We start from the raw sequence: 7,914 nt of genomic DNA on the forward strand, positions 1-7,914 counted from the left end.
GAAGGTTGCTACGTAACAGTTTGGAATCGAGCATGTCGGTATCTCGTTAACAAAGTATTGTCAAAGACAGGCCACCCCACGTCGCGAGCAGCCCGCCGAATACGCTGAGTGCCGCATAGCCCAGGGCCAGCGGCACTTGCCCGCTTTCCAGCAGGCGCACCGTATCCAGTGAAAAGGATGAAAAAGTCGTCAGCCCCCCGAGGAAGCCAACCATCAACCCGGCGCGCACCTCGATCGGCACTTCCGGGCGTATCAAAAACAGGCCGTACAACACGCCAATCAACAGACAGCCCACGATATTAACGGCCAGCGTCGCGGTATAGAAGTGCCGCGGCCAATTGGCGTTGACCCAATTGCCGGTGGCGAAGCGCAACAAGGTGCCGGCGACACCGCCGACGGAGACCGCAACAATCAATGGAAGCACTATTTTCTCCGCTGCCGAGGGCTTAAACGGTCGAGTTGGGCGAGGTGGTTGAGCTTCTCGCCGATCTTCAATTCCAGGCCGCGCGGCACCGGTTGGTAGAACGGAATCGGCTCGAGTTCTTCCGGGAAATAGTCTTCGCCGGCGGCGTAAGCGTCCGGTTCATCGTGGGCGTAGCGGTATTCGTCACCGTAGCCCAATTGTTTCATCAGTTTGGTCGGTGCGTTGCGCAAGTGCAGTGGCACCTCAAGCGAGCCGTTTTCAGCGGCGGCACGCAGGGCAGTTTTGAAGCCCATGTACACCGCGTTGCTTTTCGGCGCGCAGGCCAGATAAGTGATGGCCTGGGCCACGGCCAACTCGCCTTCCGGACTGCCGAGGCGCTCCTGCACTTCCCACGCCGCAAGGCACAGGCTGAGGGCGCGCGGGTCGGCGTTGCCGATGTCTTCGCTGGCCATGCGCACCACGCGCCGGGCCAGGTACAGCGGATCGCAACCGCCGTCGATCATTCGCGCGAACCAGTACAACGCGCCGTCGGGGTTGGAACCGCGCACCGATTTGTGCAGCGCCGAGATCTGGTCGTAAAAAGCTTCACCGCCCTTGTCGAAGCGTCGACGCGTATCGCCGAGCAGGCTTTGCAACAACTCCGTGCCGATCTCGCTGTTGTCTTCGGCCAGATCGGAAGCGTTTTCCAGCAGATTGAGCAGGCGCCGGCCATCGCCATCGGCGGCGGACAGCAGCATCTGGAAGCCTTCGTCGTTCAACGTCAAATTGCGCTTGCCCAGGCCGCGCTCTTCGGTGAGCGCGCGCTGTACCAGTTTGCGCAGCGCCGCTTCGTCGAGGCTTTTCAGCACGTAGACGCGGGCGCGCGACAACAAGGCGTTGTTGAGTTCGAACGAAGGGTTTTCGGTGGTGGCGCCGATGAAGATCAGCGTGCCGTCCTCAACGTACGGCAGAAAAGCATCCTGCTGCGACTTGTTGAAACGGTGCACTTCATCGACGAACAAAATCGTGCGCTTGCCGTACTGGCCGGCCTGCTGCTTGGCGATTTCAACGGCCTGACGGATCTCCTTGACCCCGGCGAGCACTGCCGAGACCGTTTCGAAGTGCGCGTCGGAGACTTCCGCGAGCAACCGCGCCAAAGTGGTTTTACCCACGCCCGGCGGGCCCCAGAAGATCATCGAATGCAGGGCACCCTGCTCCAGCGCCTCACGCAGAGGCTTGCCGCGAGCGAGCACGTGCTCCTGACCGACGTACTCATCCAGATTGGTCGCACGCAAACGCGCGGCCAGTGGCTGGGCAATCGGTGCACTGCGAAACAGATCCATCACGTAGCGTTGAAACCTCTATTTTGCCGATCATTGACCCTGTAGGAGTGAGCCTGCTCGCGATAGCGGTGGGTCAGACGATGAAGATGTGACTGACAAATCGAATCGCGAGCAGGCTCGCTCCTACAAGGTTTTGGGTTTATTCCTGGATCACGTCGGCACCCTTGGGGATGTCGAACTTGAACTTCGATGCCGGTACTGGCTCGTTGGCCTTGACCCCGGTAAACAGGATGTTAGTGCGCTGGCCGACGCTGTCGATCAGTTGCATGTCGTTAAGCAGACCGTTACGGAACGACAGACGCAGGTTGTCGAACAGGGTGTCCTTGGTCTTCGGCTTGAGGGTGAAGTCGATCACGCCGCCCGCCTCTTTCGCGCTGATGTCGAAGCTCTGGCTGATCTTCGAAACATCGCCGGACAACAGCAGTGCCGGGGTCTGGGTCAGACGCTCGTCGAGTTTCTTGATGGTCGCCTGTTCCAGATCCGGGTCCCACAGAGTGACTTTCTTGCCGTCGGAAACCATGGTCTGCTCGGCCGGCGCATTGGTGTGCCAGTAGAACAGGCCCGGACGCTGCAGGGTCATGTCGCCAGTGGTTTCCTGCAGCTGCGTGCCGCTGCCGTCGAGGGTCAGCTGCGAAAAATTCGCGCTCAGGGTCTTGGATGTTTCCAGCAATTGGGTCAGGCGCGCCACGTCCTTGTCATCGGCGTGGGCCGTGAGCGTGGTCAACGCCAGTACTGGCAACAGCATGCGGATAAGACGCATGGGAGTCCTCTTGAATACTCGTGGGAGAGCGGCGGAACATCATTGTCCCGCCTCTTGCTTTTGCAATCAGTCGCGAACCGGGCCCGGGGCCAGGACTTCACGGGAACCGTTGGTGTTCATCGAGGTGACGACGCCGGCCATTTCCATGGCCTCGATCATCCGTGCGGCACGGTTGTAGCCGATCTTCAGCTTGCGCTGTACAGCGGAAATAGAGGCACGACGGCTTTCCAGGACGAACTGTACGGCTTCGTCGTACAGCGCGTCGGCTTCCGGATCATCGCCATCGCCGCCACCGCTGCTGCCTTCAAAACCGCTGCCGGCTTCTTCGACACCGTTGAGGATGTCATCGTTGTATTCCGGCGCGCCGCGCAGCTTCCACGCTTCCACCACGCGGTGGACTTCATCGTCGGAAACGAACGCACCGTGAACGCGGATCGGCAGGCTGGTGCCCGGTGGCATGTAAAGCATGTCACCGTGGCCGAGCAGTTGTTCGGCGCCGCCTTGGTCGATGATGGTTCGCGAGTCGATCTTGCTCGACACCTGGAACGCCATCCGCGTCGGAATGTTGGCCTTGATCAGACCGGTGATCACGTCCACCGACGGCCGCTGAGTTGCAAGGATCAAGTGAATACCGGCCGCACGCGCTTTCTGGGCAATACGGGCGATCAGTTCTTCAACCTTCTTGCCGACGATCATCATCATGTCGGCGAATTCGTCGACCACCACGACGATGGTCGGCAGTTTCTGCAACAGCGGCGCTTCGTCGTGGATGCTTTCGCGCTTGTACAGCGGATCGCTCAACGGTTCGCCGGCGTCCTGGGCCTCCTTGACCTTGGCGTTGAAGCCAGAGAGATTTCGCACGCCCATCTTCGCCATCAGCTTGTAGCGGCGCTCCATCTCGGCAACGCTCCAGCGCAAGGCGTTGGCAGCGTCCTTCATGTCGGTCACGACCGGGCACAGCAGGTGCGGAATGCCTTCGTAGATCGACAGCTCCAGCATCTTCGGGTCGATCATGATCAGCTTGGCGTCTTCCGGGCCAGACTTGAACAGGATCGACAGGATCATCGCGTTCACGCCCACCGACTTACCGGAACCGGTCGTACCGGCCACCAGCAAGTGCGGCATCTTCGCCAGGTCGGTGATGACCGGCTTGCCACCGATGTCGTGCCCCAGCGCCAGAGTGACCGGCGATTTGAAGTTGTCGTACTCAGGCGTCGACAGCACCTCGGAGAAACGCACGATCTGCCGGTCTTCGTTGGGAATCTCGATACCGACGGTGGTCTTGCCCGGAATCACCTCAACCACCCGCACACTGGTCACGGCCAGCGAACGCGCGAGGTCTTTGGCGAGGTTGGCGATGCGGCTGACTTTCACGCCGGCGGCAGGCTGGATTTCGTAACGGGTAATCACCGGGCCCGGGTGGATCGAATCCACCGTGACCTCGACACCGAACTCCTTGAGCTTGATCTCCAGCAAATGGCCGACTGCCGCCAGGGATTCCGGTGAGTAATTGAGTTGTTTCTTTTCCGCAGGATCAAGAATCGAGATCGGCGGCAAGGTGCCTTCTACGGCACTGTCGACGAACAGCGGCACCTGCTTCTCTTTCTGTACGCGTTTGCTTGGCTCGGGCGCTTTGACCGGAGCTGGCGCAATGACCGGCGGAACTTGTTTCTCGCGATCAGACATGTGCTTGCTCAAGGCTTGCTCACGTTCGATCAGGCGTTCTTTGACTTTGGCCTGCTCACGTTTGTCGGTGACCGTGGGCGCGACCACGTCATGCACACGATCGTCGACTTCACGCAGTTGCGCGACCAGTTGCTTGCGTTCGGTACGCGCCGACCACCAGCGATTGAGCGCGCCCTGGAACAGTTCGAACAGATCGAGAGTGATCTTGCCGGTAATGTCCATCACCTTGAACCAGGACAGGTCGGTGAACACCGTCAGGCCAAACAGGAACAAGGCAATGAACAGCAGCGTGCTGCCCTGAATGTTCAGCGCGTTCTTCGCCAGATTACCGAGGCTTTCGCCCAGCGCCCCGCCAGCACCTGCCGGCAGACCCGACGCAGCGTGAAAATGCAGATGCGCCAGCGCCGCGCCGGACAGCACCAGAAACACCAGACCGATCAGGCGCCAGGAGAACAGCCAGCCGCTCCACTGCCACGGTTCGTGGCGCTGGCGGAAGATCTGGTAGGCCTTGATCGCCAGCAGCAACGGGAAGATGTACGCAAAGTAACCCAGCACCATGAACAGGATGTCGGCGCTGTAGGAGCCCGCCGGGCCGCCGAAATTCTGCACGTCGTCGATCTTGCTGTTGTGGCTCCAGCCCGGATCGTCCTTGCCGTAGGTCAGCAAGGCCATCATCAGGAACAGGCACAAGGCACCAATGGCGATCAATGCACCTTCCTTGAGCCGGTAGTGCAACTGTTGGCGCCAGAGCGGAACGACTGTTTTTGCTGCTTCGGTGGATTTCTTCAAAACGCTTCTTTTCCTGCGCCCGAGGCGCGTCCATCTATTGAATGACGATAAAAAACTGCCCAATCCAGGCAGGTAAAAAAGTGAACGAGCGCAACTGAGACTACTTTTAACACTGTGCTGGCGCTTTTATAAACACAGCGCACCGCGAACATTCTGTAACAGCCCGTCATTGTACGGGTTTGTGCGTCCGATGCCATGCTTCAAACCCCAGCATTGAGCATAGTCAAGCACACAGAACCCGCGATTCAATTTGAGCATGCATTACCTTTTGTGACAAAGGCTTATGAGGTGTATTTGATGAACGCAGCGAAGCATTCACGCCTGATCATCCTCGGCTCCGGCCCGGCCGGTTACAGCGCTGCCGTGTATGCCGCCCGTGCCAACCTCAAACCCGTGGTCATTACCGGCCTGCAGGCCGGTGGCCAACTCACCACCACCGTCGAGGTCGACAACTGGCCTGGCGACGTCGAAGGCCTCACCGGCCCGGTGCTGATGGAGCGCATGCAAAAGCACGCCGAACGCTTTGCCACAGAGATCGTTTACGACCACATCCACACCGCCAAGTTGCAGCAGCGCCCGTTTGAGCTTGTCGGCGACAGCGGCACTTACACCTGCGACGCACTGATCATTGCCACCGGCGCTTCGGCGCAATACCTCGGACTGCCATCGGAAGAGGCTTTTGCCGGCAAGGGCGTCTCTGCCTGCGCGACCTGTGACGGCTTTTTCTACCGTAATCAGGTGGTCGCAGTGGTCGGCGGCGGCAACACGGCTGTCGAGGAAGCGCTGTATTTATCGAACATCGCCAAAGAGGTGCACCTGATTCATCGTCGCGACAAGCTGCGCTCGGAGAAAATCCTTCAGGACAAACTGTTCGAGAAAGCCGCCAACGGCAACGTGCGCCTTCACTGGAACCAGAATCTCGACGAAGTGCTCGGCGAAGCCAGTGGCGTGACCGGCGCCCGCCTGCGCGACAGCCACACTGGCGACACCTGCGAGCTGCCATTGGCCGGGGTGTTCATCGCTATCGGTCACAAACCCAACACCGACCTGTTTCAAGGGCAGTTGCCGATGCGCGACGGCTACTTGCTGATCAAGGGCGGCAGCGACGGCGACGCCACCTCTACCGAGATCCCGGGGGTGTTCGCCGCTGGCGATGTCGCCGACCATGTTTACCGTCAGGCTGTCACCTCAGCGGGCGCCGGCTGCATGGCCGCGCTCGATGCCGAGAAGTATCTGGACGACATTCCTGTCATTTAACGGCACACTTTATCGCGGGCCAAACGGCTCGCACCGCCCTCCCCTTCTGCAAGCCTGGATGCCATGCTGACTTGGTTACAACGTAATTCCCTGACTTTTCCGCCATTGGAAAAGGCCATGCGCGACCCCAACGGACTGCTCGCCGCCGGTGGCGATCTGTCGGCCGACCGACTGATTCAGGCTTATCGGCATGGCTGTTTTCCGTGGTTTTCCGAGGGCCAGCCGATTCTCTGGTGGTCACCGGATCCACGCACTGTGCTGTTTCCCGACGAACTGCATGTCTCGCGCAGTCTCGGTAAATTGCTGCGCAAAGCGCGCTATCAAGTGACCTTCGATCAGGACTTCGACGCGGTGATACGCGCCTGTGCTGCGCCCCGGGATTACGCCGATGGCACCTGGATCACCGAAGCGATGCAGGATGCCTACATTGAACTGCATCGGCGCGGCTTCGCCCATTCGGTGGAGGTTTGGGATGAGGGCGAGTTGGTCGGCGGCCTCTATGGCTTGGCCATGGGCCAATTGTTCTTCGGCGAATCGATGTTCAGCCGTGCCGACAACGCTTCGAAATATGGTTTTGCCACGCTGGTGCGCCATCTGAAAGATTCGGAGTTCGTGCTGATCGACTGCCAGATGCCAACCGATCATCTGCACAGTCTCGGCGCCCGGGCCATTCCCCGCGACGAATTCGCTGATTATCTGGCCCGGCACCTGGATCAACCCAATCGTGCCACCTGGGTTTGCTGAGCGACTTTTGCGCGCGTGGCTTACACTTAATTCACCAGCTTATCCCGAGGGTTGATCATGACCGAGTTGGCGCGGTTGAAGTTCTATGCCACTCAGCCTCACTCTTGCAGTTATCTGCCCGAGGAGCAGGCCACGACCCTGTTTCTCGATCCGAGCCAGCCCATGGATGTGCATGTCTACGCAGACCTGTCGGAAATGGGCTTTCGTCGCAGCGGCGATCATCTGTACCGCCCGCATTGCCAGAACTGCAATGCGTGCGTGCCTGCGCGCATTCCGGTGGCGCAGTTCACACCCAATCGTCAGCAGAAGCGGATTTTCAAACGCAACACGGATTTGCAGGTGCGCCCGGCCAAACCGCAGTTCAGCGAAGAATACTTCGATCTGTACCAGCGCTACATCGAACAACGCCACGCTGACGGCGATATGTACCCGCCAAGCCGTGATCAATTCTCGACTTTTCTGGTCCGTGACCTGCCCTTCTCGCGCTTTTACGAATTCCGACTCGACGGACGGTTACTGGCCGTGGCGGTGACCGATTTGCTGCCGAACGGTTTGTCAGCGGTGTACACCTTCTACGAACCCGCCGAAGAGCGCCGCAGCCTTGGCCGATTTGCCATCCTCTGGCAAATCGCCGAGGCACAGCGCCTCGGGCTTGAGGCGGTGTACCTTGGTTACTGGATCAAGAACTGCAAAAAGATGAACTACAAGACGCAATATCGACCCATCGAATTGCTGATTAATCAGCGCTGGGTCATCCTCAACTAAACCCAAGCCGTAAACCCCTTGGCGTAAACCCCATTTTTCGGGCACAATGCACGCCGCTTTTGCCTGGCGCAGTTGCACCGGGCCATTCATTGGATACCGAGGGCTTTACTGCATGTCGAAAGAAGACAGCTTCGAAATGGAAGGCACTGTCGGCGACAGCCTGCCCA

7 protein-coding genes are annotated in these 7,914 nt (G+C 59.4%); 3 read left to right on the plus strand and 4 right to left on the minus strand.

The genetic code is table 11. From position 1 onward, the window contains the following. Nucleotides 1–46: 46 nt before the first annotated feature. The 4 genes from crcB to ACIPIZ_RS28860 form a co-directional block, all read right to left on the minus strand. Nucleotides 47–424 carry a fluoride efflux transporter CrcB gene (gene crcB, locus ACIPIZ_RS28845; protein WP_401168898.1) on the minus strand — a complete coding sequence of 126 codons (378 nt, stop codon included), beginning with the start codon at nucleotides 422–424 and terminating at the stop codon, nucleotides 47–49. Continuing rightward, nucleotides 424–1,746, minus strand: coding sequence for a replication-associated recombination protein A (locus ACIPIZ_RS28850; protein ID WP_064390666.1), 1,323 nt, complete (start codon nucleotides 1,744–1,746; stop codon nucleotides 424–426). Before ACIPIZ_RS28850 ends, crcB begins: the two co-directional genes overlap by 1 nt. Nucleotides 1,747–1,885: 139 nt before the next feature. Beyond that, the gene (gene lolA, locus ACIPIZ_RS28855) at nucleotides 1,886–2,506 is read right to left on the minus strand and encodes an outer membrane lipoprotein chaperone LolA (protein ID WP_008087013.1); all 621 of its coding nucleotides are present in this window, start codon (nucleotides 2,504–2,506) and stop codon (nucleotides 1,886–1,888) included. 66 nt (nucleotides 2,507–2,572) lie between these two features. Beyond that, nucleotides 2,573–4,981: a DNA translocase FtsK gene (locus ACIPIZ_RS28860; RefSeq protein ID WP_064390667.1), complete on the minus strand. Its 2,409-nt coding sequence runs from the start codon at nucleotides 4,979–4,981 to the stop codon at nucleotides 2,573–2,575. A 297-nt stretch (nucleotides 4,982–5,278) separates the two neighbouring features. On the opposite strand from ACIPIZ_RS28860, the gene trxB reads away from it, so the two are divergent. From trxB to ACIPIZ_RS28875, 3 genes are all read left to right on the plus strand, one after another. Continuing rightward, nucleotides 5,279–6,238 (plus strand): thioredoxin-disulfide reductase, encoded by a 960-nt coding sequence (gene trxB / locus ACIPIZ_RS28865; RefSeq protein ID WP_105708689.1) that lies wholly within the window; start codon nucleotides 5,279–5,281, stop codon nucleotides 6,236–6,238. Nucleotides 6,239–6,301: 63 nt separating this feature from the next. Further along, nucleotides 6,302–6,982, plus strand: a complete 681-nt coding sequence (aat, locus tag ACIPIZ_RS28870; protein ID WP_064390669.1) for a leucyl/phenylalanyl-tRNA--protein transferase — start codon at nucleotides 6,302–6,304, stop codon at nucleotides 6,980–6,982. 57 nt (nucleotides 6,983–7,039) lie between these two features. Continuing rightward, nucleotides 7,040–7,747 (plus strand): arginyltransferase, encoded by a 708-nt coding sequence (locus ACIPIZ_RS28875; protein ID WP_007908064.1) that lies wholly within the window; start codon nucleotides 7,040–7,042, stop codon nucleotides 7,745–7,747. Nucleotides 7,748–7,914: the final 167 nt, after the last annotated feature.

It is taken from the genome of Pseudomonas sp. NPDC087690 (assembly GCF_044743175.1).
In the GTDB taxonomy this organism is placed as follows: domain Bacteria; phylum Pseudomonadota; class Gammaproteobacteria; order Pseudomonadales; family Pseudomonadaceae; genus Aquipseudomonas.

Excerpts from the sequence above, each read along its gene's own strand:
- ACIPIZ_RS28850 (WP_064390666.1), bottom strand. The coding sequence starts at position 1,746 with ATGGATCTGTTTCGCAGTGCACCGATTGCCCAGCCACTGGCCGCGCGT.
- lolA (WP_008087013.1), bottom strand. The coding sequence starts at position 2,506 with ATGCGTCTTATCCGCATGCTGTTGCCAGTACTGGCGTTGACCACGCTC.
- trxB (WP_105708689.1), top strand. The coding sequence starts at position 5,279 with ATGAACGCAGCGAAGCATTCACGCCTGATCATCCTCGGCTCCGGCCCG.
- aat (WP_064390669.1), top strand. The coding sequence starts at position 6,302 with ATGCTGACTTGGTTACAACGTAATTCCCTGACTTTTCCGCCATTGGAA.
- ACIPIZ_RS28875 (WP_007908064.1), top strand. The coding sequence starts at position 7,040 with ATGACCGAGTTGGCGCGGTTGAAGTTCTATGCCACTCAGCCTCACTCT.